Origin of the sequence: Streptomyces sp. 2A115, from assembly GCF_052245575.1 — a bacterium.
Classification (GTDB): Bacteria; Actinomycetota; Actinomycetes; order Streptomycetales; family Streptomycetaceae; genus Streptomyces.
In genome coordinates, this window is the sequence record NZ_JBQQCG010000054.1 from 1 (window position 1) to 25,589 (window position 25,589).

The following is a 25,589-nucleotide window of genomic DNA, read 5'->3' on the forward strand; positions in this document are numbered from 1 at the left end:
ACCCAACTACCTCAGAGTGGCGGTCGGACGCCCCGGCACGGCCCCGACCCCCCACACACCCAAGGGGCGCGGGGAACTGCGCGACCAGCCCCCACCACCCCGCAGACAAACAAACAACCCAACCGCCCAACCGCCGGAGGCAACCGCCTCAGCCCACGACCCGCCCGTTCAGCACCACCTCGCGCGGCGCACCGAGCACGCGCACATCCACGCGCGGGTCCGCCTCGTACACCACCAGATCAGCCACCGCCCCCTCCTCCAGGCCAGGCCGACCGAGCCACTTCCGGGCTCTCCACGTCGTCGCCGACAGCGCCTCCACCGCGGGAATCCCGGCCGTCACCAGTTCCGCCACCTCGGCCGCCACCAGGCCGTGCGGCAGCGTGCCGCCGGCGTCGGTGCCGACGTACACCGGGATGCCCGCGTCGTAGGCGTTGCGCACGGTGTCGTAGCGGCGTTCGTACAGGCGCCTCATGTGGGCCGACCAGCGGGGGAACTTGGACTCGCCGCCGTCGGCGAGCTCGGGGAAGGTCGCGATGTTCACGAGCGTCGGCACGATGGCGACCCCGTGCGAGGCGAACAGCGGGATCAGGTCCTCGGTCAGGCCCGTCGCGTGTTCGATGCAGTCGATGCCCGACTCCACCAGGTCCCGCAGGGAGTCCTCGGCGAAGCAGTGCGCCGTCACGCGGGCGCCCAGGCGGTGGGCCTCCGTGATCGCCGCCTCGACCGCCGCGCGCGGCCAGCAGGCGCCCAGGTCGCCCGTCCCGCGGTCGATCCAGTCGCCGACCAGCTTCACCCAGCCGTCGCCGCGCCGGGCCTCCTGGGCGACGTACGCGACGAGGTCGTCCGGCTCGATCTCCCAGGCGAAGTTGCGGATGTAGCGGCGGGTTCGCGCGATGTGCCGGCCCGCCCGGATGATCTTCGGAAGGTCCTCGCGGTCGTCGATCCAGCGGGTGTCCGACGGTGAGCCCGCGTCGCGGATCAACAGCGTGCCCGCCTCCCGGTCGGTCAGCGCCTGCTTCTCCGCGACGTCCTGGTCGACCGGGCCGTGCGGGCCGAGGCCCACATGGCAGTGGGCGTCGACGAGGCCGGGCAGGGCCCAGCCCGCGACGGTACGGATGTCGCGGGCGCCGACGGGACGGTCGTAGGAGATCCGGCCGTCGACGACCCACAGCTCGTCGCGGACGTCGTCGGGTCCCACCAGGACCCGCCCTTTCACGTGCAGCACCATGCGATCGCTCATGCACCGCACCTTAGTCAGCCCCGGAACCGACCCGGAATGTCACTGCTCCCAGGGCGGCGGTCCCTCGAAGGCGAGCCAGTGCACGTCGAAGAGGACCGCCGCCTCGACACCGAGGGCGGGCCCGGCCTGTCGGGCCGTCCAGGTCAGGAAGGCGCGGGGCTCGAAGCCCGCCGCCCCGAGCCCTTTGGTGTACTCGGCGTGCGCGGCCAGTGAGGCGATGCCCCGCTCCAGCGGCTCGCCCGAGACCTCCACACCGTGCGTGGGCCGCTCGGCGCCGGCGAAACACACGAAGCGGACCCCGCCCCAGGGTTCGAGGCCCTCGTCGGCGAGTTCCGGGAAGATCCACCGGTTCCCCGCGTCCCGCGCCGCGTCGAGCGCGGCGAGTCCCACCACGCGATGGTCGGCCTGATTGACCACTCCGGCGACCATGCGCACGGTGTACGCCCCCGACACCACGACCTCGGGCCGGTGCCGGCGGATCGTCCGCACGATGTCGCGGCGCAGGGCAGGCCCGTACTCGACGGCCCCGTCACGGTGGTCGAGGAACTCCACCGTCTCCACGCCCACTTCGCGGGCCCCGGCCCGCTCCTCGTCCTCGCGCAGCGGGCCCGCCCGGTCCGGGTGCAGCCCGTCGATACCCGCCTCGCCGCGCGTGGCCAGCAGGTACGTGACCCGCTTGCCCTGAGCCGTCCACCGGGCCACGGCGGAGGCCGTCCCGTACTCGATGTCGTCCGGGTGCGCCGCCACGGCCAGGCAGCGTTCCCAGTCCTCCGGCAGCGGGGGCAGCGCGGTGCCCGCTCCGAAGCCGCCCGCGTCGTCGACAGTCGCCATGCCCCGAATGATGACGGTCCTGGCGCCTTGAGCGACAGAGGCACGGATGTCCGATTCGAAACGCTTATGGGAGGCGCCGGGTCGGGTGCCCCCTCAGCGGCCCCCTCAGTCGCTGCCGCCTCAGTCGCTGCCGCCCACCTGGTCCGACGTCTCCTCCTCCACGTCGGCCATCGCGGGGTCGAGAAGGCGGGAGAGGAAGTGGCGGGTGCGTTCGTGGGCGGGGTTGCCGATGACCTGGGCCGGTGGGCCCTCCTCGACGATCACGCCGGCGTCCATGAAGACGACCCGGTCGGCGACCTCGCGGGCGAAGGTCATCTCGTGGGTCACCACCATCATCGTCATGCCCTCGTTCGCGAGCATGCGCATCACCGCCAGCACGTCCCCCACCAGCTCCGGGTCGAGTGCCGACGTCGGCTCGTCGAACAGCATCACCTCGGGGCCCATGGCGAGCGCGCGGGCGATGGCGACGCGCTGCTGCTGGCCGCCGGAGAGGGAGGAGGGGTACGCCGCCGCCTTCTCGGAGAGCCCCACGCGGCGGAGGTTCTCGGCGGCCACCTTCGCGGACTCCGCCTTGTCGCGGCCGAGGACCCGGCGCTGCGGAAGCGTGAGGTTCTCGGTCACCGACAGGTGCGGGAAGAGGTTGAACTGCTGGAACACCATGCCGATCCGGCGACGTACGGCGTCGATGTCCACGTCGGGGTGGGTGACCTCGGCGCCGCCGACGAAGACCTGGCCCTTGGTGGGCTCTTCCAGGAGGTTCACGCAGCGCAGCAGCGTGGACTTGCCGGAGCCGGACGGGCCGATGACGCAGACGACCTCGCCGCGGCCGATCTCCAGGTCGATGCCGCGCAGCACCTCGTTGTCGCCGAAGGACTTGTGCAGGTCGCGGACCTGGATCTCCGGCGTACTGCTCGCACTGCTGATACTGCTCGTACTGGTCACTTGGTGGCCTCCCCGGCCTTCGTCTCGAGGCGGCGGACGACGAACCCGAGCGGGATCGTGACCAGCAGATAGCACAGGCCCGCCACCAGGATCGGCGTCGAGTTGGCGGTCTCGCTGGCCAGGTCGCGGCCGAACTTGGCCAGTTCGCGCTCCTCCAGCGTGACACCGAGGAACAGCACCAGCGAGGAGTCCTTGAAGAGGAGCACCAACTCGTTGGTGAGCGGCGGGATCACGATCCGGAACGCCTGCGGAATGATGATCGAGACCATGGCCCGGGCGTGCGAGAAACCCAGCGAACGGGCCGCTTCCATTTGTCCCTTGGGGACGGCTTGGATGCCGGCGCGGATCGTCTCCGCCATGTACGCGGCCGCGACCAGGCCGAGCGCCAGGGCGACCTTCCCGTACGTCCCGCCGGGGATCTCCGTGCCAGGGAACGCCAGCGGTACGGCGACGCCCACGAAGATGAAGATCAGCAGGGCGGGCAGGCCGCGGAAGATCTCGATGTAGATGCCGGCCAGCCAGCGGTACGGCCCCACCGGGGACAGCCGCATCAGCGCGATCACCATGCCGAGCGCGAGGCCGAAGACGAAGCCGGACAGCGTGTAGAGGACGGTGTTCTTCAGGGCCAGCGTGATGATGTCCGGGAACAGCCGCTTGGCCAGGTCGGCCTGGGCGAACTGGTTCTGCAGCCGGTCCCAGTCGGCCGTGGCGATCAGGGCGACCACGGCCGCGAGGCCCAACGCGTACTGGATGCCGCGCGAGATTGCCCGCTTCTGACGCCTGGTCAGACCCTTTTTGAGAGGCTGTATCCGGGTATCCGCCTCGGTCATGAGGCGGCGGACGGGGAAGCGGAGGAGTCGCCCGCGGCGCTCTCGTCGTACGGGCCGATCCACTTCTCGTACAGCCTCTTGTACGTGCCGTCGGCCTTGGCGTCCGTGAGGGCCTTGTTGATGGCGTCGACGAGCTTGGTGTTGCCCTTCTTCACCGAGAACCCGTACTGCTCACCGGTGTTGATGTTGTCGGCGACCTCGAAGGCGTCCGCGTTGGCCTTGTCCTTCAGCCAGCCCTGGACGACCGGGTAGTCGATGACGACGGCCTCGACCTGGCCGGTACGCAGGCCGTTGAGGACCGCGTCGGACGATTCGAAGGAGACCGGGTCCAGACCCTTGCCCTTCGCGTACTCCTCACCGGTCGTCTGCGCCTGGGCGCCGACCTTCTTGCCCTTGAGGTCCGCGAAGGAGCCGATGCCGCTCTTCTTGTCGGCCAGGACGGCCTGGGTGGCGTCGAAGTACGGGTCGGAGAAGTCGACGTTCTTCTTGCGCTCCTCGGTGATCGTCATGCCGGCCGCGGCGAGATCGCACTGGTCGGAGTTGAGGAACGCGCCGGTCTTGAAGTTCTCGAAGGGCGTGTCGCGGATCTCCTGCTTCACGCCCAGGTCCTCGGCGACCAGGTCGATCAGCGAGACGTCGAAGCCCTGCACCTTGCCGTCGACCTCCGACTGGAAGGGCGGGTACGGCAGGTGCGTGCAGGTGGTGATCTGCCCGCCCTGGACGAGCTCGACCCCGTTCGCGGTGGTCGTCTTCCCCTCGTCGTCCGAGGAGCAGCCGGCCACGAGCAGCAGCCCGGCCGTCGCGGTGGTGGCGGCCAGAATGCGGGTCCGGCGTCCGAGGACCGAGTTCACGGGTACCTCCTGTGAGGGAACTGAGGCTTCTGATTATAAGGAAAGGTTTGAGTCACTCAAATCATTCCCATGGTTACTGGGCCGTCTGACCTCAGAACTATCCGGTCGGGGGCGGGCAAAGCGTGCCGGATACGCTCGAAATCAGTACCCGCGAGCGAAGCCAGTACCCCCGTGAGTGAAGAGAGCACCGCAGTGACCCACCCCTTCCTGGACCTGGAACCGCTGAGCGCCGCGCATTTCGCGTCGATCGAGGACCGAGTGGCGCGGCTGCTCACCACCGAGCAGGACGTCGTGATCACGCAGGGCGAGGCGCTGCTGCCGCTGGAGGGCGCCATTCGCGCCACCGCCGGTCCCGGCACGACGGCACTCAACGTGATCACCGGCCCGTACGGGCAGACCTTCGGGGACTGGCTGCGGGACTGCGGGGCGACGGTTTACGACCTGGCCGTCCCCTTCCACACGGCGGTCACGGCCGCGCAGATCCGCGATGCCTTCGCCGAGCACCCGGAGATCGACTTCGTGTCCCTCGTGCACGCGGAGGCGGCCACCGGCAACACGAATCCCGTCGCGGAGATCGGCGCGGTCGTACGGGAGCAAGGCGCGCTGTTCTACCTGGACGCGGTGGCCTCGATCGGTGCCGAGCCGGTCCTGCCGGACGCGTGGGGCGTGGACCTGTGCGTGATCGGCGCGCAGAAGGCGATGGGCGGGCCGGCCGGCGTCTCGGCGGTGTCGGTGAGCGAGCGGGCCTGGACCCGGATGGCCGCGAACCCGCGGGCCCCTCGTCGCTCGTACCTCTCCCTCCTGGACTGGAAGGAGCGCTGGATCGACACCGGCCGCAAGGCCCTGCTGCACGCTCCGGCCCAGCTGGAGATGCTCGCGCTGGAGGCCTGCGTGGAGCGCATGGAGACGGAGGGACCGGCCACGGTGATGGCCCGCCACGCAACCGCGGCGGCCGCCACCCGCGCGGGGGCGCTCGCGCTGGGCGGAGGCCTCGAACCGTATGTGTACGAGTCCAGGGACGCGGCCCCGGTCGCCACGACGCTGCGCACTCCGGCGGGCGTGGACGCCACGGAACTGGTCGCCAAGGCACTGGCCGCCGACCCGGGTGTGCCCTTGGTCGCGGGCGGCGGCGCTCTGTCCAAGGAGATGATCCGGGTGAACCACTACGGCCCCGACGCGACCCGCGACGCGGTCCACGCCGGCTTGGCCGCCCTGGGGGCGGCGCTCACGGAGTCGGGCCTGTCGGTGGACCTGGAGGCGGCGCGTCGTGCCGTGACGGAGACTTGGGGCTGAGATCCGGGGTTGAGGCAGGCTCGGAACCGCGGCGGACACGGACGCGTCCTCCGCGACATGATCAGAAACCAGGTGACCGGACGTCACGTGATCAGGACCGCGCTGCCCGCCGAGGCAGCGGCCGTCGCCGGACTGCACGCCCGCGCGCGGGCGACGTACTACCCGGACGGAGTGCCGCAGGACGGCACGGACTGGCTCGCGGGCTGGCGTGCGGAAATCGAGCGGCCGGACGGGCATGTGCTGTGCACCGTCCAGGAGGGCCGGATCGTGGCCATCGCCTCCTTCCGCACGGCCAGGGACGCTCCCGCCGACACTGTGAAGCTCTTCCAGTTCCATGTCGACCCCGATCACTGGCGTACGGGCCTGGGTGCCGCGCTGCACGCCGCCTGCGTGGAGCAGTGGCTGGCCGACGGCAAGCGGTACGCCAGCCTCGACGTGCACGTCGACAACGAGCGCGCCCAGGCCTTCTACGCACGCCAGGGCTGGGTCCCCGACCCGGAGAACCCGCCCGCCGACGGCGACCACCATCTGTTCCTGCGGTACGCCGTCAGCGGGGAATGACCCGAGGCGTTTGAATGCTCACGTAGTGAGCGGAGGGTGTCTCCGTCCTCGTACGAGTGGGAGAGAGCCGAAGACATGCGCGTCGAGATCTGGAGCGACATCGCCTGCCCCTGGTGCTACGTGGGCAAGGCCCGCTTCGAGAAGGCGCTCGACGCCTTCCCGCACCGCGAGAACATCGAGGTGGTGCACCGCTCCTTCGAGCTCGACCCCACCCTCGCCAAGGGCGACATCGAGCCGGTCGTCAAGTTGCTGACCAAGAAGTACGGCATGAGCGAGGCACAGGCACAGGCCGGCGAGGAGAACCTGGGCGCGCAGGCCGCAGCCGAGGGCCTGGCGTACCGCACCCGGGACCGCGACAACGGCAGCACCTTCGACATGCACCGGCTGCTGCACCTCGCCAAGGAGCGGGGCAGGCAGGACGAGCTGATAGCCCTGCTCTACAAGGCGAACTTCGCCGAGGAGCGGTCCGTCTTCAACGACGACGAGCGGCTCGTGGAGCTGGCCGTCGCCGCCGGGCTCGACGCGGACGAGGCCCGCAAGGTGCTCGCCGACCCGGCCGCGTACGCCGACGAGGTGCGCGCCGACGAGCGCGAGGCCAAGGAGCTGGGCGCGAACGGTGTGCCGTTCTTCGTCCTCGACCGCAAGTACGGCGTCTCCGGCGCCCAGCCCGCCGAGGTGTTCGCGCAGGCTCTGGAGCAGGCGTGGGGAAGCCACTCTCCGCTCAAGCTGATCCAGGAGAACGACGCCGACGCCTGCGGCCCGGACGGATGCGCGGTCCCGCAGCACTGACCCGGAAGGGTGCGGCGGGCATTGGTGCAGGTCAGCGGGCATGCATAAGGGCTTCTTAGAGGATCCACGCAAAAATACGCAATGGACTGACCCTTCACGGGGCCGCAGAGTGGTCCCATGGAGACCTTCGAGAGCCTCGTCCGTACCGAGTTCGGCCCGAAGAACACCTACCTGAACACCGCGAGCACCGGGCTCCTCCCGGCCCGCACGGTGGACGCGATGCAGGCCGCCGTGCGGTCCATGGCCGACGGGAAGCCGTCCGACATGTTCGCGGACGTCGAGGCGTCCCGGGCCTCTTTCGCACGGCTGGTCGGGGTCCCGGAGCGACGCGTCGCGGCCGGGGCCTCGGTCGCCGTCTACACCGGCCTGATCGCGGCCTCGCTCCCCCAGGGCGCCGAAGTCCTCACCGCCGAGGCCGACTTCAGCTCCATCGTGAACCCCTTCCACGTCCGCGAGGACCTCAAGGTGCGCACCGTCCCGCTGGAGCGGATCGCCGAGTCGGTGCGCCCCGACACCGCACTCGTCGCGGTCAGCGCCGCGCAGTCCGCCGACGGGCGGGTCGCCGACCTGCCCGCGATACGCGAGGCCGCGCGGGCGCACGGGGCCCGTACATACGTCGACGCGTCCCAGGCCACCGGATGGCTGGCGCTCGACGCGGACGCGTACGACTACGTGTCGTCCGTCGCGTTCAAGTGGCTCGTCTGCCCGAAGGGCGTGGCCTTCCTGGTTGTTCCGGAGGACCTCGGCGGACTCACGCCGCTCTTCGCCGGCTGGGTCGCGGGAGAGAACCCCTGGGACTCCTGTTACGGCCCGGTCGAGGAGCTCGCCCACTCCGCGCGGCGGTTCGACGAGAGCCCCAGCCTCTTCTCGTACGCGGGCGCCCGGCACTCCCTCGAACTGATGGAGAAGCTCGGCGTCGAAGCCGTACGGGCCCATGACCTCGCGCTCGCCGACCGGTTCCGCGCCGGGCTCGACTCCCTCGGCACGGCCCCGGTGCCGGCCCCCGGCTCCCCCATCGTGTCGGTGCCCGGACTCGGCCACCGGCAGGCGGACCTGAGCCGGGCGGGGATCGAGGTCTCCAACCGCGCGGGCAACTTGAGGGCCGCGTTCCACCTCTACAACACGGCCGCGGACGTGGACCGGCTGCTCGATGTCCTTTCCGGCTGACCCACCGGGTCTCTCCGCTGACCCACCGGTCTCTCTCCCGATCACTCATCGGGTGTCTCTCACGAGCACTCACGGGGTCCTTTCCGGCTGACCTACTGGCGAGTCCGGCCGATCCACTGGCGCGAGGGCACCGGAGGGCGCTAGGAAGGCAGCACGAGGTGGTGGTGCCGGTGGAGCCAACTCTCCACACGTCCGAGCGGGCGCCCGTCGACGCGGAGTTGCGTCGACGGCTGGTGTACGGCGACGAGTCCGCGCTGGCCGAGGCGTACGCGGCGTACGGCGGGCTCGTCCGACGGGTGGCCGTCCGGGTCACGCACAGCCCGGTGGCCGCCGAGGATGTGGCGCAGGAGGTCTTCGCCCAACTGTGGAGCAGGCCGTACGCGTTCGACGCGCGCCGCGGTTCGCTGCGCACCTGGCTGTCGATGCTGGCCCACCGGCGGGCCGTGGACTGGGTGCGCAGCGAGGCCCGGCACCGCAAGGCCGCCGGTGCGGACGACTCCGCGTTGCAGGCCATCCCCGATGCCGGGCCCGGCCCCGACGAGACGGTCGTCGATCGCGAACGCTCGCTCCTGCTGCACTCCGCCCTCGCCGAACTCCCCCAGCCCCAGCGCGAGGTGATCCACCTCGCCTACTTCGCGGGCCGCACCTACCGCCAGGCCGCCGTCGAACTCGGCATCCCGGAAGGCACCGCCAAGACCCGCTTACGATCGGCCCTGCGCAAGTTGGCCGAGTCCCTGGCGGATTCGGCCGACCCACCGGATCCTGCGTGGGAAAGGGGCGCATGATGGCGACAGGCCGACAGGCCCGACAGTGGAAGGAGGCGTCCGGTGACTGACGACCACGACCACGACGGTGTGCGCGAGCTGCTGGCCGCCTGGGCCTTCGGGGCGCTGCAGCCGGCGGACGAGAAGGCTGTGCCGCTGCACCTGGCCGAGTGCGAGAGCTGCGCGGCGGAGGCGGAGCGGCTCCGGTAGACGGTACGGCTGATGGACGGGTCGCCGGGAGCGGCCACCGGCAGCGAGGCCGCAGGAGCGGCAGCGAGCGCGGACAACGGTTTCGCCGGGGTGGACGGTGTGCTCGGCGTCGCCCTGCGCGCCCGGCCCGCCGTGCCGCGCGTCGCCGCGCACGCGGTCCCGTACGCGGCCGCGGTCGCCGGACTCCAGGCGCTGCTGCGGGAGGTCGAGGGCCCCGGGCCGTGGAGCACCCCCGTCGTGCACGACTGGGACGTCCGCGACACCGTCGGCCACCTGATCGCCGCCGATGAGCAACTGGCCCGCCGCCTCGGCCTCGAGGCACACGCGCCGCCGTCGCGGATCACGGAGCGGGCCACATGGGAGCAGGCGTGGGAGGCGCGGACCGCCGACGTGATCGCGTACGAGCGGACACGTGCCCCCGAGGAGACGGTGGCCGCCTGGTCCGCGCAGGCCGCGCTGCTGCTGGCCACCCCCGAGGCCAGGGACGCCGAACGCGCCGCGCACGCCACGACGTTGATGGGCGTACGGCTGCCCGTCGCCGACCACTTCGTCGTGCGCGCCTTCGAGGCGTGGATCCACACGGACGACATCGGCCGCGCGCTCGGCTTCGCCGTGCCGCCGCCCCCGGACGCCCACCTGTGGCAGCTGGTCCGTCTCGCCGTCCGGATCCTCGGCATGGCGCTGGGGCTCACGGCGGCTCCGGTGCTGTTCACGGTCACGGGTCCCGAGGGCGGCGACGTGCAGTGGGTGCTCGGCTCCGAGGACGAACCGGTCCGGGCCGAACTCGTCCTGGACGCCGTGGACTTCTGCCTGCTCGTGGGCGGACGGTACGCGCCCGACGAGGTGCCGAGGGGCGCGGCGGGCGACGAGGACGCGGTACGGGACGTACTGGAGCGGGCGGCGTCGCTGGCATGGCTGTGACGCGGTCATGGGTCGGCCCGGCATCTCTCGGATGCCGGGCCGGCCCATGACTCATGCCTGCGTCACTTCACGGGCGTGAAGTCCCTCGCCCCGATGAACTCGGGCCGCCGCACCGGCGCCGCGAACGGCTCCACCGCCGCGTTCTCCACGCTGTTGAACACGATGAAGACGTTGGACCGCGGGAACGGCGTGATGTTGTCCCCGGAGCCGTGCATGCAGTTGCAGTCGAACCAGGTCCCCGAACCGGCCCTGCCCGTGAAGAGCTTGATGCCGTGCCGGGACGCGAACTTGGTGAGCGCCTCGTCGGAGGGCGTGCCCGCGTCCTGCATCTGCAGCGACTGCTTGTAGTTGTCCTTCGGCGTGGCCCCCGCACAGCCGAGGAACGTCTTGTGCGACCCCGGCATGATCATGAGGCCGCCGTTGGTGTCGTAGTTCTCGGTCAGCGCGATCGACACGGACACGGTCCGCATGTTCGGCAGACCGTCCTCGGCGTGCCAGGTCTCGAAGTCCGAGTGCCAGTAGAAGCCACTCGCCCCGAAGCCCGGCTTGACGTTGATCCGCGACTGGTGGACGTACACGTCCGAGCCGAGGATCTGCCGGGCCCGGCCCACCACGCGCTCGTCGCGTACGAGCTGCGCGAAGACCTCACTGATCTTGTGGACCTCGAAGACCGAGCGGATCTCCTGCGACTTCGGCTCCACGATCGAGCGCTCGTCGGCGCGGATCGCCGGGTCGGCGATCAGGCGCTCCAACTCGGCGCGGTAGAGCGGTACTTCGTCGTCGCCGATGAGCTGCTCGACGGCGAGGAAGCCGTCGCGCTCGTACGACTTCAGGTCGGCCTGCGGGATCGGGCCCGGGGTGTCCGGCGTGCTCCAGACAACCGGGTCCTGGCGGGGCACGGACACCTCACCGGCGCCACGGCTCGGATACAGATCGGTCAGCGTGGTCGGGGTCGTGGTCATCTGCTCAGACCTCCTCGGGCTCGGTCAGCAGGGGGTAGACACCGTTCTCGTCATGGTCCTCCCGTCCGGTCACCGGCGGATTGAAGACACACACGCAGCGGAAGTCCTCCTTGATCCGCATCGTGTGCCTCTCGTGTCCGTCGAGGAGGTACATGGTTCCCGGCGTGATCGTGTACTTCTTCCCGGTCTCGTCGTCGGTGAGTTCGGCCTCACCCTCGACGCAGACGACGGCCTCGATGTGGTTCGCGTACCACATCGACGTCTCCGTCCCCGCGTACAGGATCGTCTCGTGCAGGGAGAAGCCGACCTTCTCCTTGGCGAGGACGATGCGCTTGCTCTCCCAGGTGCCCGACGCGGACTTGACGTGCCGGTCGGTGCCTTCGAGCTCCTTGAACGAACGGACTATCACGGTGGTGCGGTGCCTCCTTCAGGCGGTTTCCGTTCCGGCCGTCAGCTGTTTCGCTGTGGACGGCCGGATCTGTTCAGGCCGTCTCTCGTACGGCGCGGGCGAGGGTGCGCAGCCCCTCGTCCAGTTCCTCGGGCGTGATGGTGAGCGCCGGGAGGAGTTTCACGACCTCACCCTCCGGGCCCGACGTCTCGATGAGCAGGCCGAGTGCGAAGGCCCGCTCGGCCACCTTGCCCGCGCGTGCCTTGTCGTGGAACTCGATGCCCCAGACCAGGCCGCGCCCCCGGTACTCCTTGATGTCGGCGAGGTTCTCCTCGGTGATGGAGATCAGCGCCTCCTCGACCTGCTCGCCACGGGTGCGGGTCTGCTTCTCCATGGCGGGCCCGTCGGACCAGTACGTCTCCAGCGCGGCGGCGGCGGTGACGAAGGCCGGGTTGTTGCCGCGGAAGGTGCCGTTGTGCTCGCCCGGCTCCCAGATGTCCAGCTCGGGCTTGAACAGGCACAGCGACATGGGAAGCCCGTACCCGCTGATGGACTTGGAAACCGTCACGATGTCGGGCACGATCCCCGCCTCCTCGAAGGAGAAGAAGGCGCCCGTGCGGCCGCAGCCCATCTGGATGTCGTCGACGATCAGCAGCATGTCCTGGCGCTCGCACAGCTCGGCGAGGGCTCGCAGCCACTCGGGGCGCGCGGCGTTGATGCCGCCCTCGCCCTGCACCGTCTCGACGATCACGGCGGCGGGCTTGTTGAGGCCGGAGCCCTGGTCCTCGAGCAGCCGCTCGAACCAGAGGAAGTCCGGCACCTTGCCGTCGAAGTAGTTGTCGAACGGCATCGGCGTGCCGTGCACGAGCGGGATGCCCGCGCCGGCCCGCTTGAAGGCGTTCCCGGTCACGGCGAGCGAGCCGAGCGACATGCCGTGGAAGGCGTTGGTGAAGGAGACGATCGCCTCCCGGCCCTTGACCTTCCGGGCAAGTTTCAGCGCGGACTCGACGGCGTTGGTGCCCGTCGGGCCCGGGAACATGACCTTGTACGGCAGGTCGCGCGGCCGCAGCACGATGTTCTGGAACGACTCCAGGAAGGCGCGCTTCGCGGTCGTCGACATGTCGAGGCCGTGGGTGACGCCGTCGCGCTCCAGGTAGTCGATGAGGGCGCGTTTCAGTACGGGGTTGTTGTGGCCGTAGTTGAGTGATCCGGCGCCCGCGAAGAAGTCGAGGTACGCGTGGCCGTCCTCGTCGAACATGCGGCTGCCCTGGGCGCGGTCGAACACGGTGGGCCAGCCGCGGCAGTAGCTGCGGACCTCCGACTCCAGGGTCTCGAAGACGCTCAGGTCGGGCTGGGTGATGCTCACGGTGTTACTCCTCAAAGCGTGGGGGGTTGTTCAGAGCGACAGGGGGCCGATGCGGTACAGCACCTCGGGGTCGTGCGGGCCGTCGGGGAAGTGCCCCGTGTCGAACAGGACCTCTCGCTCGACGGTCGCGCCGTGGCGTGCGGCGTAGGAGGTGAACAGGCGCTCGGAGGCCGTGTTGCCCGGAGTGATGGTGGTCTCGACTGCGGTCAGTCCGTGCTCGCGGGCGATCCGCAGGGTCAGCCCGTCGAGGAGCGCCGCGGCCAGACCGCGGCCGCGGTACGCCGCGTCGACGGCCACCTGCCACACGAGGAGGGTGTGCGGGCGCTCGGGGCGGATGTAGCCGGTGACGAAGGCGACCGGCTCCCTTTCGGCCCCGTTGTCGCCCTCGTCGGCCGGGCGCGCCACCGCCGAGGTGCCGGCGAAGTCACGGCACCACAGCAAGTAGCTGTACGAAGAGTTCAGGTCGAGGGTTCTGGAGTCCTTGGCGATACGCCAGAGAGCGGCTCCGTCAGCCACGTGCGGACGGTCGATCCGCAGCCCTACCGGCATTTCCAGGAATTCCGCTTGCAGGTCTGCTTGTGCGGCGGTCATGCAGATTGAATTTACCGAGCTAAAAGTGAAATTGCATCGCCGGATGGGGTTACGCGAGCGCGAATCGTGTGTTATCACGCGGGCGCGGCAGCGCGCTGAGTGAAGCGAGTATTGCCGGTTTGTCCGGAAAATACGGGAGCAAGCGGACACCTTGTGTGTTGCGTCACAGGTGCGTAATCACCGCGAGATCTGCCCGAATTACGAGGTTGATGTTCGCGAAATCTTAGTGTTTAGACTCGAAGAAAGCGGGCAGAAGAATACGGGATGCTGTACATAAACGGGGTCCCGAATTCGGAGCTCTGAGGCGGACCTGAGAATAGGCCCAACGGGCCGGAGCGAATTCCGGGATGAGCGCCCCGTAAGGGGCGCGGGGAACTGCGCGCCCAGCCGCAACGGACCCGCAGCTCCCGATCAACCGCACAACCAACGGCGCCCCAAGCGGAGCGTCACCGCGGAGCGTTCAGCTGCCGTCCCTCAGGTCCCGCGGCCAGTTCGGGCGGTACTCGATGTGGTCGTACGTGACCACGCAGCCCTCGCCCATCGGGGACTGGGCCATGAAGCCGACCAGGGCCGCTCCGGTCTCCTTCTCGTCGGCCAGGGTGAAGAGGCGGACGAAGGTCCAGCGCTTGCCGTCCTTGGAAGCGTGGAAGGCGAATGCGCGGCCGGTCCGGCTGATCCGGAGCCAGACCGAACTGCCTTCCACGGTGAAGGAGTTGGCGTCGTCCGAGTGCCCCCGGGTGACGACCGTGCAGACGGTGGGCACGTCCGGGGAGTACTCCAGGCAGAGCTTGGCCCAGGCCCGCTCGCCCACATGCAGGTACAGAACACCCGCGTCGAAGGCCGCGCCGAAGCCGACCGTGACGCGGGCGATGAGCTGGAAGTCCCCCTCCGGCGCCCCCAGCAGGCGGGGCGCGTCGGACGCGGGGTCCAGCCCCTCATCGGTGGGCGGCACGAAACGATCCTGCCGCGCGCCGGCCCAGCCGGTGAGCACCCCGTCCTCGTGCGACCAGTGCCCATCGGGCCCGTAAGTGCGGAGAAGGAAGGGCAGTTCGGGAAGTTCAACGGTCATTGAAGAAGTGTCCCAGCTCTCAAATTCCGGCACGGCCCGGTGCCCCGTAAGGGGCGCCGGGCCGTATCGATATGCGGCTCCGCCGCGCGGGCGCGACCAGCCCTCACCGGCCCGCAGCTCCCCGACAACCGCACATTCAACGGCGCCCCAAGCGGAGCGTCACCGCTCCAGGCGGCCGTCATAGCGCCGCGGCAACCCCAGCGGGTTGTCGTCGCGCAGCTCCGGCGGCAGCAGCGCCTCAGGCGCACCCTGGTACGCGACCGGCCGCAGCCACCGCTCGATGGCCGTGCCGCCGACGGACGTGGACGTGGACGTCGTCGCCGGGTACGGCCCGCCGTGGTGCTGGGCGGGGGCGACCGCGACACCGGTCGGCCAGCCGTTCACGAGGACGCGCCCCGCGAGCGGCGTCAGCTCGGCGAGGATCTCCGCACCGCGGCCCTCACCCGCCGCTTCCTCCGTGGAGAGGTGGACGGTCGCGGTGAGGTTGCCCGGAAGACGGGAGAGAACCGTGCTCGCCTCCGCCTCGTCCTCGTAGCGGGCCACCACCGTGAGCGGGCCGAAGCACTCCTCGAGGAGCAGGTCGTGCTCGCCCTCGGCGGTCAGCTTCTGCGCCGGAACCGTCAGGAAGCCGGGGCTCACCGTGTGCTCACTGCCCGCTCCCGGGGTCACCGGGGCGTCCACGTCGGGAAGCTCGGCGCGCTCGGCGACGCCCGCGACGAAGTTGTCACGCATGCGGTGGTCGAGGAGGACCCCCGCGTCGGTGTTGCTCACCGCGTCCGTCAGGGACTTCAGCAGCCGGTCGCCCGCCGCTCCGGCCGGCGCCAGCACGAAGCCCGGCTTCACACAGAACTGGCCGACGCCCAGTGTCATGGAGCCCGCGAGCCCCGTACCGATCGCCTCGGCACGCTCGGCGGCCGCGGCCTCGGTGATCACGACGGGGTTCAGTGAGCCGAGCTCGCCGTGGAAGGGGATCGGCACGGGCCGGGCGGCCGCCGCGTCGAAGAGGGCACGTCCGCCGCGTACCGAACCGGTGAAACCGGCGGCCGAGACCAGCGGGTGCTTGACGAGCTCGACGCCCGCCTCGAAGCCGTGGACCAGGCCGAGGACGCCCTCGGGGATGTCGTGCTGGGCGGCGGCCCGGCGCAGGACGGAGGCGACCAGCTCGGACAGGCCGGGGTGGTCGGGGTGGGCCTTGACGACGACCGGGCAGCCGGCCGCGAGCGCGCTCGCGGTGTCGCCGCCGGCGACGGAGAAGGCGAAGGGGAAGTTCGAGGCCGAGTAGACGGCGACGACGCCCAGCGGAACCTTGTAACGCCGCAGGTCCGGGATGGGCGGGGTCGCCGTGTCGTCGGGGTGGTTGATCACGACGCCGAGGAACTCGCCCTCGTCGACGATGTCCGCGAAGGCCCGCAGCTGGTAACAGGTGCGGGCGAGTTCGCCGGTGAGCCGGACCGGGCCGAGCGCGGTCTCCGCGTCCGCCGCCTCGACGAGATGGTCCTTGGCGCCTTCGAGCTGGTCGGCCGCGGTGCGCAGGAACGCCGCGCGGACCGTACGGTCGGCGAGGGCTCCCCGGGCGGCGTGGGCCGCGCGGACAGCCGCGTCCACCTCCTGGGCTGTGGCTTCCACCGCAACCTGCTCGCGCTGCTTCCCGGTTCGGGGGTCGACACTCCAGACTGGTGCTGCTGCCACCGCGGGTCCCTCCAGATGTAATGCCGCAGTACGTGTGCCACTCACCAGGGGCGTTCGATATGCTGAACGCCGTCTCTGGTGGTGAATATGCTGTTGAGACTATTTCGCGGCGAACGAGGGGGTCAAGGCGATGTCGGCAGTCGAGACGGGCGGCGGGGCGCAGGTCAAGTCCGCGGTGCGGACGGTTGAATTGCTCGAGTACTTCGCGGGACGCCCCGGTATGCACTCCCTGGCCGCCGTGCAGGAAGCCGTCGGCTACCCCAAGTCCAGCCTGTACATGCTGCTGCGTACGCTCGTCGAGCTCGGCTGGGTGGAGACGGACGCCACGGGCACGCGGTACGGCATCGGCGTACGGGCCCTTCTTGTCGGTACCTCGTACATCGACGGTGACGAGGTGGTGGCCGCCGCCCGGCCGACCCTGGACCGGCTCTCCGACGACACGACGGAGACCATCCACCTGGCCCGCCTCGACGGCACGAACGTCGTGTATCTCGCCACCCGCCAGTCCCAGCACTACCTCCGCCCCTTCACCCGCGTGGGCCGCCGCCTGCCCGCCCACTCCACGTCGCTCGGCAAGGCTCTGCTCGCCACCCACACCGACGAGCAGGTCCGCAAGCTCCTCCCGGAGACCCTTCCCGCGCTGACCGAGCACACCATCACCGACCGGGAGAAGCTCATCGAGGAGCTGCACCAGGTAAGGGAGCAGGGGTTCGCGGTGGACCGCGAGGAGAACACGCTGGGGCTGCGCTGCTTCGGCGTCGCGATCCCCTACCGGACCCCCGCCCGCGACGCGATCAGCTGCTCGGTGCCGGTGGCCAGGCTGACGCCCGCGCACGAGCAGATGGTGAAGGACGCGCTGTTCGACGCGCGGGACCGGCTGACGCTCGCCACCAGGAGGCTCTGACATGGATGTCGTACTCCGCGAAGTCCACGACAGCGATCTGCCGGTGTTCTTCCGGCAGATGAACGATCCCGAGGCCGTCCGGATGGCCGCGTTCACGGTCAAGGATCCGGCCGACTGGGATGCCTTCGACGCCCACTGGCAGCGGATCCGCGCCTCGTCCGACGTGGTCGATCGCACGGTCCTCGTCGACGGTGACGTCGTGGGCAGCGCGGCTGTGTACGGCGAACCGGGCGAGCGCGAGGTGACGTACTGGATCGACCGGGCGTACTGGGGACGCGGCATCGCGACGGCGGCCCTCCGGGCGCTGCTCGCCCAGGTCCCCGAGCGGCCCCTGTACGCCCGCGCGGCGGCCGACAACACGGGGTCACTGCGCGTGCTGGAGAAGTGCGGGTTCCGCGTGACCGCGCACGCCAGGGGGTTCGCGAACGCGCGCGGCGAGGAGATCGACGAGGCAGTCCTGACGCTGAAGGCGTGAGGCGGGCTTCGTGAAGGACCCCACGTGAGTCCCTTCTGCACGAAGGGACTCACTTCATGAAGGACGCATGAGAAATCGGGGCGCGAGGGAACGTTTTCCCACGTCCCGCTCGTCCTCAAGAGCGGGATGAACAAGACGATCAGGCGCGCCGCCGTTTTCACACTGCTGCTCGTGCTCGCCCTGCTGGTCAGAGCGACGTGGGTGCAGTTCTACGACGGCCAGGCGCTCGCGGAGGACAAGGCCAACCGGCGGAACGCGATCGAGCAGTACGCGTACCCGCTCGGGAACATCATCGTGGCCGGTGACGCGATCACCGGTTCCGCGGAGACGACGGGCGACCTCAAGTACAAGCGGACGTATACGGACGGCAGCCTCTACGCGGCGGTCACCGGCTACAGCTCGCAGGTGTACGGGGCGACGCAGCTGGAGGGCATCTACCAGGAACTGCTGGACGGCACGGACAACCGGCTGAAGGACCCCCTCGACACGGTCACCGGCAAGCGAGCCGACCCGGGCGATGTGATCACGACGATCGACCCGGATGTGCAGAAGGCGGCGTACGAGGCGCTCGGCGGCAAGAAGGGCGGGGCGGTCGCGATCGACCCTAAGACCGGGAAGATCCTGGGCACCGTGTCCACGCCGTCGTACGACCCGTCGTCGCTCAGCGCCGGCGACTCGGCCGTCTGGAAGAAGCTGACCAAGGACGCCGACAAGCCGATGACCAACCGGGCGATGCGCCAGCCGCTGCCGCCGGGCTCGACGTTCAAGCTGGTCGTGGCCGCCGCCGCGCTGGAGGACGGGCTGTACTCGGACGTGGACGCGAAGACGGCGAGCCCCAACCCGTACCCGCTGCCGGGGACGACCCGGGTGCTGTCGAACGAGAACGCGTCGGCGCCCTGTGGGAACGCCTCGATCCGTGTCGCGCTCCAGTACTCGTGCAACAACGTCTTCGGGAAGATGGCCGTCGACCTGGGCCAGGACAAGGTCAAGGCGATGGCCGAGAAGTTCGGCTTCAACGACGAGTCGCAGGACGTGCCGGTGCGGGCGTACGAGAGTGTCTATCCGTCGGACATGGACAAGTCGTCCACGGCTCTGACGGGCATCGGCCAGTTCGATGTGACCGCGACGCCGTTGCAGATGGCCATGGTGTCGGCGGCCATTGCCAACGGCGGCAAGCTGGTTTCGCCGCACATGGTGTCGCAGATCAGCGACGCGGACGGCAATGTGCTGGAGAACTACGACGACTCGACGGACACGAAGGAGATCGTCAGCTCGTCCACGGCCGAGCAGCTGCAGTCCGCGATGCGGACCGTCGTCGAGGACGGCACGGGTACGAACGCACGGATTTCCGGAGCGACCGTGGGCGGTAAGACCGGTACGGCTCAGCACGGTGAGAACAACAGCAAGACGCCGTATGCCTGGTTCACGTCGTATGCGAAGGACGATTCCAGTGGCAAGGAGGTGGCTGTCGCCGTGATGGTCGAGCAGTCGGATGCGGCGCGGTCCGAGGTGAGCGGCAATGGGCTGGCCGCGCCGGTTGCGAAAGCGATGATGCGGGCTGCTTTGAAGGGCTGAGCGACTAAGCGGCGGGGTGCTTCGGGTTGTTCGTCGGGGGCGGGCTCCACCGTGGCTGGTCGCGCGGTTCCCCGCGCCCCTTACGGGGCACGGGGACTCCCTTGCTTTCAGGGGCGCGGGGACCTACACGACCAGCCCCCACCGAACCCTCACCCGACAGACAACCCCCGGAAAACTACTTCGAGCCCACGATCTGCTCGATCGGGTCGATCGCGAAGTACACCAGGAACAGGGCCGACGCGCCCCACAGCAGCCAGTGGACGTCCTTCGCCTTGCCGAGGACCGCCTTGATCAGGACGTACGCGAGGAAGCCGGCGCCGATGCCGTTGGTGATCGAGTACGAGAACGGCATCACGGCGATCGTCAGGAACGCGGGGATGGCGATCTCGTAGCGGTCCCAGTCGATGTGCTTGACCTGGGTCATCATCAGGAAACCGACGGCGACGAGGGCGGGGGCGGCCGCCTGGAGCGGGACGATGGTCAGCAGCGGGGTGAAGAAGAGGGCCAGGGCGAAGAGGCCACCGGTGACCAGGTTGGCGAAGCCCGTGCGCGCGCCCTCGCCGACGCCCGCCGCCGACTCGATGTACGAGGTCGAGGAGGAGGCGGAGGCAGCGCCGCCCGCGACCGCGGCGGCACCGTCGATCAGCAGGACTCGGCCGAGGTTGGGCACCTTGCCGTCCTCGTCCAGCAGCCCGGCCTCGGCGCTGACGCCGACGACCGTGCCCATGGTGTCGAAGAAGTCCGACAGGACCAGCGTGAAGACCAGCAGGACGACGGTGATCGCCGTGGTCTCGCCGAAGGCGCCGAACAGGCTGAAGTCGCCGAGCAGTCCGAAGTCGGGCGAGGACACGACGTCGTCGGGGACCTTCGGGTTGGTGAGGCCCCAGCTCTCGATGTCGGCGATCTCGTTGATGATGATCGCCAGGATCGTCATGGCCACGATGCTGATCAGGATCGCGCCCTTGATCTTGCGGGCGAGCAGCGCGATGGTCAGCAGCACTCCGAGGCAGAAGACCAGGACGGGCCAGCCGGCCAGTGTGCCGGTGCCGCCCAGCTGCAGCGGAACCGTGGTGTTCGCCGCGTCCGGTATGCGGGTGACGAACCCTGCGTCGACGAAGCCGATGAGGGCGATGAACAGGCCGATGCCGACGCTGATGGCCTGCTTGAGCTGCTGCGGGATCGCGTGCATGACGGCTTCGCGCAGACCCGTCACCACCAGGACGCAGATCAGCAGGCCCTCGAGGACGATCAGCCCCATCGCGTCGTCCCAGCTCATCAGCGGGGCGATCTGGAAGGCGACGACGGCGTTGAGCCCGAGACCGGCGGCGAGCGCGAGCGGCAGGTTGCCGCCGACGCCCATGATGACGGTCATCACCGCGGCTACCAGAGCGGTGGCGGTGACCAGTTGGACGTTGTCGAGCTGTTCACCGAACTTGTCCTTGGCGCTGCCCAGGATGATGGGATTCAGGACAAGGATGTAAGCCATCGTGAAGAACGTGGCGAAGCCGCCGCGTACTTCACGGGCGAAGGTGGAGCCCCGGGCGGAGATCTTGAAGAACTTGTCGACGCTGTTCGCCGGGGGTGGCCCGGCGCTCGGCCGGTCTTCCACCTTCTGTGTTTCGGACATGACGGATGCTCCTTGCGACCTGCGTGTTGAGTGTGCGGATGCTGGCTGGATTGTTCCCGCGTTGAACCGTTTTCAGGTTTTCTCCGTGTTACGGAATCGAGTTCGGCCTGCCATACGACGTTCGAAGCGCTGTACGAGTGCCTGATACTCTCTCGGATCTCGCCCCACAGGGACACTGTTCCTTCACAAGCGCAACACAGGGGCCGAATAAGCACGTGCCGGTGAGAGCCGTCAGCCCGTACCGCGCAGGGATTGAACAGGGGAGAGGTCGCCCGTGGGCACTGTCGTCGACGACGCCGCCTCCGCGGAGTTCCACGACTTCTTCGAGCGGCACTACGCCGAACTGGCACGCCTGGCCCACCTGTTGACGGGCGAGTCGGACGCCGCCGACGATCTGGCGGCTGACGCGCTGCTCGCACTGTGGAACCGCTGGGACCGGGTGCGAGCGGCGGACCACCCGGTGGCGTACGCGCGTGGCGTGGTCGCGAACATGGCGCGCAGCCGCATCCGCAGCGCGGTGCGCGAGCGCAGACGGATCACGCTGTTCTGGTCGCAGCGCGAGGACAAGACCGAGAACCCCGACATACCCGGCGTGGTGGACGTTCAGGAAGCCCTGCGGAGACTGCCGTTCCGCAAGCGGGCGTGCGTGGTTCTGCGGCACGCGTTCGATCTCTCGGAGAAGGACACCGCGCTCGCCCTGGGGATCTCGGTCGGTACCGTTAAGAGTCAGACGTCGAAGGGAATGGCGGAGCTGCAACGGTTGCTGGGGTCCCAGGAGGCCCCGCGACGGATGCACGCGGAGGCGCTGCGCGCCGGCGGAACCGGAGGGAGGGAACGATGACGGACGTGCACGAGGACCTGCGCGCCCGGCTGCGGAACGCGGCCGAGGCCCACCAGCCCGACCGCGCGCGCATCCTGGCCCGTGTCGAACGCGGCATGGCCGGCACGGAGAGTTCCCGGCGTTCCTCCGCGCGGCCGTCGGCGCTCGGCTGGTTCCGCGTCGTCGGTGCCACGGCCGCTGCCGCGGGCGTGCTCGCGGTGGGCGGCTACGCGGTCGCGTCCGTGGTGAAGGACGAGGAGCCGGCCGATCAGACGGTCGCGGTCAGTCCGACCCCGGATCCCTCGCCGGACGCGACAAGCCGCGCTCCGCTCCCGCCGGACCCGCCCAAGCCGTCGGCCCCGACGCGCAAACCGAGCGCGCCCGCGTCCCCCACGACCCAACCCCCGGGCGACGCCCCGGCTCTGCCGCCCTCGGACGCCGGCACCGAGGACGGCCCGCTGTGGTCGGACGGCTCGGTCGACCCGCACAGCAACGACTTCTGGGCGCAGAGCAACGTGACCCTGAAGACGAGCGAGAAACTCACCGCGCTCACCGTGCAGTTGCGGATCGCGCAGACCGGCGGGGTCACCTCGGCGGGCGCCTGGCGCTCGCTGCCCGAAGCCGACTTCACGCACACGGTCGAGGAGCGGGACGGCTTCCTGGTCTACACGTGGGTGCTCAAGCCGGGCCGTACGGTCCCGGAGGGCGAGTTCGTGTTCGCCGGTCAGTACGACCACGACCGCGGCGGCCGCGACGCCGGGGGCGACCGCTACTCGGCCGCCGCGAAGACCGACGGCGCACAGCTGGGCGTGGCGGGCGACTTCGCACGCACCGACGACGATGACGACAGCGACGACGGGGACTCCTAGAACTCCCCTGGCGTCCTGGACGTTCCGACTCTCGGTGTTCTGACATGTCTGGCGTTCCGACTCTCGGCGTTCTGACATGTCTGGCGTTCTGACTGTCCTCGCTCAAAAAAATTCCGAAGCACGGCAACCCCTCCCTTCCGGGTGGCGACCAGGAGACGCAAGCTCTCCTCCCCACCTGAAGGAATCGGCACATGACTTCACGCATGGAACACCGTGCACAACACCGTCGCAGGGTCAGCCGGAAGCGCGCCGTCATCGGCGGCGTCTCCGCGTTCGCCCTGACCGGAGCCGCGATCGTCACCAGCTCCATGATGTCCTCGTCGGCGAGCGCCGCCACCACCTGGCCGACCGCCAACGGCAGTGAGGCCGTCTCCTCGACGATCCCCGTGTCGGGGACCAGGGACGGCGGTATGAAGCGCTACTACGGCAGCGGCGACCTGGCCGGTGACGGCCAGGAAGAGGGCCAGGACCCGATCTTCCGGTTAGCCGACGGCGCGACGCTGAAGAACGTCATCATCGGCAAGCCCGGCGCCGACGGCATCCACTGCCAGGGCAGCTGCAACTTGCAGAACGTCTGGTGGGAGGACGTCGGCGAGGACGCCGCGACCTTCCGGGGCGCAAACTCCGCCGTCTACACCGTGTACGGCGGCGGCGCGAAGAAGGCCTCGGACAAGGTCTTCCAGCACAACGGCGGCGGCAAGCTGGTCGTCTCGAAGTTCGCGGCCCAGGACTTCAAGACCCTCTACCGCTCCTGCGGCAACTGCTCGACGCAGTACAAGCGCACCTCGATCTTCAACACCATCGAGGTGACCGCACCGGGCTCACGCCTGGTCGGCATCAACACCAACTACGGCGACACGGCCGCGCTGCGCAACGTCACCATCGTCGGCGACAGCGGCAAGAAGATCGTTCCGTGCCAGAAGTACATCGGCAACAACACGGGTGACGAGCCGAAGACCAACGGCTCGGGCCCCGACGGAACGCACTGCAACTACACCACCTCGGATCTCACGTACCAGTGACCCAGCACCAGGAGCACCGCACTTGAGCACGCACAAGAAGCACCTCACCCGTCGCCGGCTGCTGGCCGCGTCCGCCGTGGGCGCGGCCGGCACCGGCGCGGCGGTCGTGGCCGGCACCGGGCTCCTCTCCTCGGCGTCGGCCGCGACGTTCGGTTACAAGGACGACGGCTCCAACTATGTGATCGACACGGGCGCTTCGCTCGTCTTCAAGGTGTCCAAGTCGACAGGCGACCTGACCTCGCTGGTCTACAAGGGCAAGGAGTACGAGGGCTACGGCGGCAAGCACTCGCACGTCGAGTCGGGCCTCGGCTCCTCGACGGTGAGCATCAAGCAGTCCGGGTCGACGGTCCTGGTCAGCGTCGCGCACGGCACGCTCAAGCACTACTACGCGGCACGCAGCGGCCAGAACAACGTCTACCTGTGGACGAACAAGGCCGACACGTCCTTCACGGCGACCCGTTACATAGCCCGGATCAAGGCGGGGATCTTCCCCAACGAGGGTGCGGACTCCTGGGTGGAGGCCTCCGACACGGTCATCGAGGCCGGTGACGTCTGGAAGAAGTCGAACGGCCAGACCCGCTCCAAGCACTATTCGGGCGTGCGGGTCATGGACTACGACTACGTCGGCTACACCACCGGCTCGGTCGGCCTCTGGATGGTGCGCTCCAACCACGAGAAGGCCTCGGGCGGCCCCTTCTACCGCTCGCTGCTGCGCCACTCGAACGACGGCGGCGTGGGCCTGTACGAGATCCTGCACTACAACCAGTCGCAGACCGAGGACATGCGTTTCGGCCTCCAGGGTCCGTACGTCCTCGGCTTCACGGACGGTGGTACGCCCGCGTCGTCGCTGTTCGCGAAGAACCTCGACACCTCGTGGGTGGACGGTCTCGGCATCTCCGGCTGGGTCGGCAAGTCGGGCCGCGGCAAGGTGGCGGGCGTCGGCATCAAGAACATGGACGCCGACCATCCGTACACCGTGGGCTTCGCCAACGCCACCGCGCAGTACTGGGCGAAGGCCGCCTCGGGCACGGGTGCCTTCTCGTGCCCGAGGATGCTTCCGGGGACGTACACGCTGACCGTCTTCAAGGGTGAACTCGCCGTCCACACCCGCGAGGTGAAGGTGAGCGCGGGCGGTACGACGTCCCTGAACAGCCTCACCGTCAGCGGCGACCCGAGCACCGCGAACACCATCTTCCGGCTCGGCGACTGGGACGGCACGCCGGGCGAGTTCAAGAACGCCAAGCTGATGACGTACGCGCACCCGTCCGACGTCCGCGCGACGAAGTGGACCGGCAACGTCACCATCGGCGGCGGCGACGAGGCCAAGTCCTTCCCGGCGTACATCTGGAAGGACGTCAACGACGGCATCCTCGTCTACTTCAAGCTGACCGCCGCACAGGCCGCCGCCGCGCACACCCTGCGCATCGGCGTGACGACCGCCCTCATCAACGGGCGCCCGCGCGTGACGGTCAACGACTGGGTCTCGGCGATCCCCGCGGCGCCCTCGCAGCCCTCGACACGTTCCCTCACCACGGGCTCGTACCGGGGCAACAACCACACCTTCACGTACAACGTGCCGGCGAGCGCCTGGAAGTCGAGCACCAGCCAGTACAACGTCCTGAAGCTGAACATCGTCAGCGGTTCGACCGGATCAGCGTTCCTGAGCCCGGCCACCTCGTTCGACTGCATAGATCTGCTGGCCTGAGCCCCCCTCGGCCAGACAGAAAGCGCCCCCGCCGATGAAGATCGGCGGGGGCGCCTGCGCCCCGTAAGGGGCGCAGGGCTGTATCGATATGCGGCTCCGCCGCGTGGGCGCGACCAGCCACAGCCGAC

The 25,589-nt window shown here is 69.4% G+C and carries 24 protein-coding genes and 1 pseudogene; 13 read left to right on the plus strand and 12 right to left on the minus strand.

Translation table 11 applies throughout. The features are described from left to right. Positions 1–148 precede the first annotated feature (148 nt). From ACTWQR_RS35750 to ACTWQR_RS35770, 5 genes are all read right to left on the minus strand, one after another. Complete coding sequence (locus ACTWQR_RS35750; protein ID WP_443231389.1) at positions 149–1,240, minus strand: amidohydrolase family protein; 1,092 nt, start codon at positions 1,238–1,240, stop codon at positions 149–151. Between the two features lie 39 nt (positions 1,241–1,279). Beyond that, the gene (locus ACTWQR_RS35755; protein WP_443231390.1) at positions 1,280–2,071 is read right to left on the minus strand and encodes a PIG-L deacetylase family protein; all 792 of its coding nucleotides are present in this window, start codon (positions 2,069–2,071) and stop codon (positions 1,280–1,282) included. Positions 2,072–2,191: 120 nt separating this feature from the next. Next, a complete protein-coding gene (locus ACTWQR_RS35760) occupies positions 2,192–3,013 on the minus strand; it encodes an amino acid ABC transporter ATP-binding protein (RefSeq protein WP_443231391.1) in 822 nt (273 codons plus the stop codon). Beyond that, a complete protein-coding gene (locus tag ACTWQR_RS35765; protein WP_443231392.1) occupies positions 3,010–3,843 on the minus strand; it encodes an amino acid ABC transporter permease in 834 nt (277 codons plus the stop codon). Before ACTWQR_RS35765 ends, ACTWQR_RS35760 begins: the two co-directional genes overlap by 4 nt. Next, positions 3,840–4,694: a transporter substrate-binding domain-containing protein gene (locus tag ACTWQR_RS35770; RefSeq protein WP_443231393.1), complete on the minus strand. Its 855-nt coding sequence runs from the start codon at positions 4,692–4,694 to the stop codon at positions 3,840–3,842. Before ACTWQR_RS35770 ends, ACTWQR_RS35765 begins: the two co-directional genes overlap by 4 nt. Positions 4,695–4,886: 192 nt before the next feature. Between ACTWQR_RS35770 and ACTWQR_RS35775 the strand changes: the two genes are divergently transcribed. The 6 genes and pseudogenes from ACTWQR_RS35775 to ACTWQR_RS35800 all read left to right on the plus strand — a co-directional run bounded on the left by ACTWQR_RS35775 (position 4,887) and on the right by ACTWQR_RS35800 (position 10,399). Beyond that, the gene (locus ACTWQR_RS35775) at positions 4,887–5,987 is read left to right on the plus strand and encodes a pyridoxal-phosphate-dependent aminotransferase family protein (protein ID WP_443231452.1); all 1,101 of its coding nucleotides are present in this window, start codon (positions 4,887–4,889) and stop codon (positions 5,985–5,987) included. A gap of 57 nt (positions 5,988–6,044) precedes the next feature. After that, positions 6,045–6,548, plus strand: coding sequence for a GNAT family N-acetyltransferase (locus tag ACTWQR_RS35780; protein WP_443231394.1), 504 nt, complete (start codon positions 6,045–6,047; stop codon positions 6,546–6,548). Positions 6,549–6,623: 75 nt separating this feature from the next. Then, positions 6,624–7,337, plus strand: coding sequence for a DsbA family oxidoreductase (locus tag ACTWQR_RS35785; protein ID WP_443231395.1), 714 nt, complete (start codon positions 6,624–6,626; stop codon positions 7,335–7,337). A 117-nt stretch (positions 7,338–7,454) separates the two neighbouring features. Beyond that, the gene (locus tag ACTWQR_RS35790) at positions 7,455–8,504 is read left to right on the plus strand and encodes an aminotransferase class V-fold PLP-dependent enzyme (RefSeq protein WP_443231396.1); all 1,050 of its coding nucleotides are present in this window, start codon (positions 7,455–7,457) and stop codon (positions 8,502–8,504) included. A 158-nt stretch (positions 8,505–8,662) separates the two neighbouring features. Further along, the gene (locus tag ACTWQR_RS35795; protein WP_443231397.1) at positions 8,663–9,289 is read left to right on the plus strand and encodes an RNA polymerase sigma factor; all 627 of its coding nucleotides are present in this window, start codon (positions 8,663–8,665) and stop codon (positions 9,287–9,289) included. A gap of 42 nt (positions 9,290–9,331) precedes the next feature. Further along, a pseudogene (locus ACTWQR_RS35800) lies at positions 9,332–10,399 on the plus strand (maleylpyruvate isomerase family mycothiol-dependent enzyme). Between the two features lie 62 nt (positions 10,400–10,461). On the opposite strand, the gene thpD reads toward ACTWQR_RS35800, so the two are convergent. The 6 genes from thpD to ACTWQR_RS35830 all read right to left on the minus strand — a co-directional run bounded on the left by thpD (position 10,462) and on the right by ACTWQR_RS35830 (position 16,464). Next, a complete protein-coding gene (gene thpD / locus ACTWQR_RS35805; RefSeq protein WP_443231398.1) occupies positions 10,462–11,361 on the minus strand; it encodes an ectoine hydroxylase in 900 nt (299 codons plus the stop codon). A gap of 4 nt (positions 11,362–11,365) precedes the next feature. Continuing rightward, a complete protein-coding gene (locus tag ACTWQR_RS35810; protein ID WP_443231399.1) occupies positions 11,366–11,770 on the minus strand; it encodes an ectoine synthase in 405 nt (134 codons plus the stop codon). A gap of 73 nt (positions 11,771–11,843) precedes the next feature. Beyond that, entirely contained in the window at positions 11,844–13,115 is a 1,272-nt protein-coding gene (gene ectB, locus ACTWQR_RS35815) for a diaminobutyrate--2-oxoglutarate transaminase (RefSeq protein WP_443231400.1), read from the minus strand. Between the two features lie 30 nt (positions 13,116–13,145). Beyond that, complete coding sequence (gene ectA / locus ACTWQR_RS35820; RefSeq protein WP_443231401.1) at positions 13,146–13,706, minus strand: diaminobutyrate acetyltransferase; 561 nt, start codon at positions 13,704–13,706, stop codon at positions 13,146–13,148. Positions 13,707–14,166: 460 nt separating this feature from the next. Next, a complete protein-coding gene (locus tag ACTWQR_RS35825) occupies positions 14,167–14,775 on the minus strand; it encodes a DUF1349 domain-containing protein (RefSeq protein ID WP_443231402.1) in 609 nt (202 codons plus the stop codon). A 159-nt stretch (positions 14,776–14,934) separates the two neighbouring features. Further along, positions 14,935–16,464, minus strand: a complete 1,530-nt coding sequence (locus ACTWQR_RS35830; protein ID WP_443231403.1) for an aldehyde dehydrogenase (NADP(+)) — start codon at positions 16,462–16,464, stop codon at positions 14,935–14,937. A 130-nt stretch (positions 16,465–16,594) separates the two neighbouring features. Here ACTWQR_RS35830 and ACTWQR_RS35835 point away from each other — a divergent pair, with 130 nt between their 5' ends. The 3 genes from ACTWQR_RS35835 to ACTWQR_RS35845 all read left to right on the plus strand — a co-directional run bounded on the left by ACTWQR_RS35835 (position 16,595) and on the right by ACTWQR_RS35845 (position 19,418). Beyond that, positions 16,595–17,368, plus strand: a complete 774-nt coding sequence (locus ACTWQR_RS35835; RefSeq protein WP_055616458.1) for an IclR family transcriptional regulator — start codon at positions 16,595–16,597, stop codon at positions 17,366–17,368. A gap of 1 nt (position 17,369) precedes the next feature. Beyond that, positions 17,370–17,843 (plus strand): GNAT family N-acetyltransferase, encoded by a 474-nt coding sequence (locus ACTWQR_RS35840; RefSeq protein ID WP_443231404.1) that lies wholly within the window; start codon positions 17,370–17,372, stop codon positions 17,841–17,843. Positions 17,844–17,969: 126 nt separating this feature from the next. Next, positions 17,970–19,418, plus strand: coding sequence for a peptidoglycan D,D-transpeptidase FtsI family protein (locus tag ACTWQR_RS35845; RefSeq protein ID WP_443231405.1), 1,449 nt, complete (start codon positions 17,970–17,972; stop codon positions 19,416–19,418). A gap of 175 nt (positions 19,419–19,593) precedes the next feature. Here ACTWQR_RS35845 and ACTWQR_RS35850 read toward each other — a convergent pair whose 3' ends face one another. Then, positions 19,594–21,045 (minus strand): NCS2 family permease, encoded by a 1,452-nt coding sequence (locus ACTWQR_RS35850; protein ID WP_443231406.1) that lies wholly within the window; start codon positions 21,043–21,045, stop codon positions 19,594–19,596. 274 nt (positions 21,046–21,319) lie between these two features. Here ACTWQR_RS35850 and ACTWQR_RS35855 point away from each other — a divergent pair, with 274 nt between their 5' ends. From ACTWQR_RS35855 to ACTWQR_RS35870, 4 genes are all read left to right on the plus strand, one after another. Next, entirely contained in the window at positions 21,320–21,886 is a 567-nt protein-coding gene (locus ACTWQR_RS35855; RefSeq protein WP_443231407.1) for a SigE family RNA polymerase sigma factor, read from the plus strand. Further along, positions 21,883–22,734 (plus strand): hypothetical protein, encoded by an 852-nt coding sequence (locus ACTWQR_RS35860; protein ID WP_443231408.1) that lies wholly within the window; start codon positions 21,883–21,885, stop codon positions 22,732–22,734. The genes ACTWQR_RS35855 and ACTWQR_RS35860 overlap by 4 nt, the downstream gene beginning before the upstream one ends. Positions 22,735–22,925: 191 nt before the next feature. Next, a complete protein-coding gene (locus ACTWQR_RS35865; protein WP_443231409.1) occupies positions 22,926–23,756 on the plus strand; it encodes a pectate lyase in 831 nt (276 codons plus the stop codon). Between the two features lie 22 nt (positions 23,757–23,778). Beyond that, complete coding sequence (locus ACTWQR_RS35870) at positions 23,779–25,461, plus strand: rhamnogalacturonan lyase B N-terminal domain-containing protein (protein ID WP_443231410.1); 1,683 nt, start codon at positions 23,779–23,781, stop codon at positions 25,459–25,461. The last annotated feature ends 128 nt before the right edge of the window (positions 25,462–25,589 follow it).

Excerpts from the sequence above, each read along its gene's own strand:
- ACTWQR_RS35750 (WP_443231389.1), bottom strand. The coding sequence starts at position 1,240 with ATGAGCGATCGCATGGTGCTGCACGTGAAAGGGCGGGTCCTGGTGGGA.
- ACTWQR_RS35755 (WP_443231390.1), bottom strand. The coding sequence starts at position 2,071 with ATGGCGACTGTCGACGACGCGGGCGGCTTCGGAGCGGGCACCGCGCTG.
- ACTWQR_RS35765 (WP_443231392.1), bottom strand. The coding sequence starts at position 3,843 with ATGACCGAGGCGGATACCCGGATACAGCCTCTCAAAAAGGGTCTGACC.
- ACTWQR_RS35780 (WP_443231394.1), top strand. The coding sequence starts at position 6,045 with ATGATCAGAAACCAGGTGACCGGACGTCACGTGATCAGGACCGCGCTG.
- ACTWQR_RS35785 (WP_443231395.1), top strand. The coding sequence starts at position 6,624 with ATGCGCGTCGAGATCTGGAGCGACATCGCCTGCCCCTGGTGCTACGTG.
- ACTWQR_RS35790 (WP_443231396.1), top strand. The coding sequence starts at position 7,455 with ATGGAGACCTTCGAGAGCCTCGTCCGTACCGAGTTCGGCCCGAAGAAC.
- thpD (WP_443231398.1), bottom strand. The coding sequence starts at position 11,361 with ATGACCACGACCCCGACCACGCTGACCGATCTGTATCCGAGCCGTGGC.
- ectA (WP_443231401.1), bottom strand. The coding sequence starts at position 13,706 with ATGACCGCCGCACAAGCAGACCTGCAAGCGGAATTCCTGGAAATGCCG.
- ACTWQR_RS35825 (WP_443231402.1), bottom strand. The coding sequence starts at position 14,775 with ATGACCGTTGAACTTCCCGAACTGCCCTTCCTTCTCCGCACTTACGGG.
- ACTWQR_RS35835 (WP_055616458.1), top strand. The coding sequence starts at position 16,595 with ATGTCGGCAGTCGAGACGGGCGGCGGGGCGCAGGTCAAGTCCGCGGTG.
- ACTWQR_RS35840 (WP_443231404.1), top strand. The coding sequence starts at position 17,370 with ATGGATGTCGTACTCCGCGAAGTCCACGACAGCGATCTGCCGGTGTTC.
- ACTWQR_RS35845 (WP_443231405.1), top strand. The coding sequence starts at position 17,970 with ATGAACAAGACGATCAGGCGCGCCGCCGTTTTCACACTGCTGCTCGTG.
- ACTWQR_RS35850 (WP_443231406.1), bottom strand. The coding sequence starts at position 21,045 with ATGTCCGAAACACAGAAGGTGGAAGACCGGCCGAGCGCCGGGCCACCC.
- ACTWQR_RS35860 (WP_443231408.1), top strand. The coding sequence starts at position 21,883 with ATGACGGACGTGCACGAGGACCTGCGCGCCCGGCTGCGGAACGCGGCC.
- ACTWQR_RS35865 (WP_443231409.1), top strand. The coding sequence starts at position 22,926 with ATGACTTCACGCATGGAACACCGTGCACAACACCGTCGCAGGGTCAGC.